A 1,535-nucleotide genomic window follows, 5' to 3' on the forward strand; every position below is an offset into this window, starting at 1 on the left:
CTTCCGGTCGTGCTCTCGAGGTCCGAGGTGCAGGCGGTCTTGGCGCGGCTGGACGGGACGCTCTGGATGATTGCCGCGACGCTGTACGGCTCCGGTGCCCGCGTCAGCGAATGCCTGCAGTTGCGGGTGAAGGACATCGACCTCACTCGCTGTGAACTGCTCATCCGTGACGCCAAGGGCCAGAAGGATCGCGTCACGGTCCTACCCATGAAGCTCGTGCCTCACTTGCAGGACCATCTCGCGAAAGTCCGGGCGCTATTCGACGCCGACCGGGCGAACGGGAGCCCGGGCGTCTCGCTGCCGTTCGCGCTGCGGCGCAAGTATCCCGGCGCCGCGACATCCTGGCCGTGGTACTGGGTGTTCCCGGCGAAGGCATTTTGCCGCGATCCCTATTCAGGCGAGTACGGTCGATTCCACGTGCACCCGCAGACCGTGCAGCGGGCGGTCCGGGAGGCGATTCGCCGGGCCGGCATCGAAAAGCCCGCGAGCTGCCACACGCTCCGGCACTGCTTCGCGACCCACCTGCTCGAGGACGGCTACGACATCCGCACGGTGCAGGAACTGCTCGGCCACGCCGACGTGAAGACGACGATGATCTACACGCACGTCCTGAACAAGGGAGGGCGAGGGGTCCGCAGTCCGCTCGACGCGGGACCCCCGCGGTTCGAGTCCGGGCGTTAGCGGCGGTGTTCGCGCATGACGAGCGCCGCGAGCGCCCAGGCCACGAAGAGCGCGACGGCGCTGACCCAGAGCGGCACCGTGTATCCGTTGACCGTCACGGGCCAGCCGGTGAACAGTCGAATCAGGTGCACGAGGCCGAATAGTGCGAGCAGGACGGTCGTAATCCGGGTATAGGGCTTCATGGGCGAGGGCCTCCATTCGTGGTCGAGGCACCATGCATCCTACGCGAGGACCGAGGTGACCGCCTCCGCAAACCGCTCCGCCGCGCCCGCTTCGGTCCGTAGGTAGAACGACGGCTCGACGAGTTCGAGTTCCATGAGCCGGAACGTCTCTCCGCTGCGCACGAAGTCGACGCGCGCGTAGAGGAGCCTGTGCCCGACGGCCGCGATCGCGGCGTTGCCGGCTGCGAGGAGGGCAGGCTCGGGTGCGATCGCGCGGATCTCGCTGCCGTACTCCTCCTGCACGCGGAAGTCGCCGGCTTTCGGCACCTTGAGGATGCTGTGGCTGTGCCGCCCGTTGAAGTACGTCATCGAGAACTCGCCTTCCTCGACGAGGCCGCGCTCGAAGGGCTGCATCATGAGCGGGCGATCCTTGAAGTACGCCGCGATCGCGGGCGCGAGTTCGCGTGCGCGGACGGCGTCGAGGTGCCACGTGCCCTGCGCCGTGCCGCTCATCGTGGGCTTTATGACGCCCTCGGCGCTGCGCAACTCCTCGAACAGCGGCAGGAGCTCACCGGGCGAAAGTCCCTCGCGCCAGAACGTCGGCACGGTCGCGATGCCCTTGGCGGCGAGGTCGCGCAGGTAGGTCTTCTGCACGTTCCAGCGCACGATTTCGCAGCCGTTCTCGAGCCGGAC

Annotated in this window: 3 protein-coding genes; 1 reads left to right on the forward strand and 2 read right to left on the reverse strand. The window is 67.6% G+C overall.

Features of this window, described 5'->3' with window-relative positions; genetic code table 11:
- Positions 1-681: integron integrase (locus tag ACOSYY_RS19455; RefSeq protein WP_421664596.1), on the forward strand; the 681-nt coding region annotated here is incomplete at its 5' end.
- On the opposite strand, the gene ACOSYY_RS19460 is transcribed toward ACOSYY_RS19455, so the two are convergent.
- Both ACOSYY_RS19460 and ACOSYY_RS19465 read right to left on the reverse strand, forming a co-directional pair.
- On the reverse strand, positions 678-863 hold the full coding sequence (locus ACOSYY_RS19460) for a hypothetical protein (protein ID WP_421664598.1): 186 nt from the start codon (positions 861-863) through the stop codon (positions 678-680). The two genes, ACOSYY_RS19455 and ACOSYY_RS19460, sit on opposite strands and share 4 nt — an antisense overlap.
- Positions 864-902: 39 nt before the next feature.
- Positions 903-1,535: ATP-grasp domain-containing protein (locus ACOSYY_RS19465; RefSeq protein ID WP_421664600.1), on the reverse strand; the 633-nt coding region annotated here is incomplete at its 5' end.

The sequence above is a fragment of the Nitrospira sp. BLG_2 genome (genome assembly GCF_049222245.1).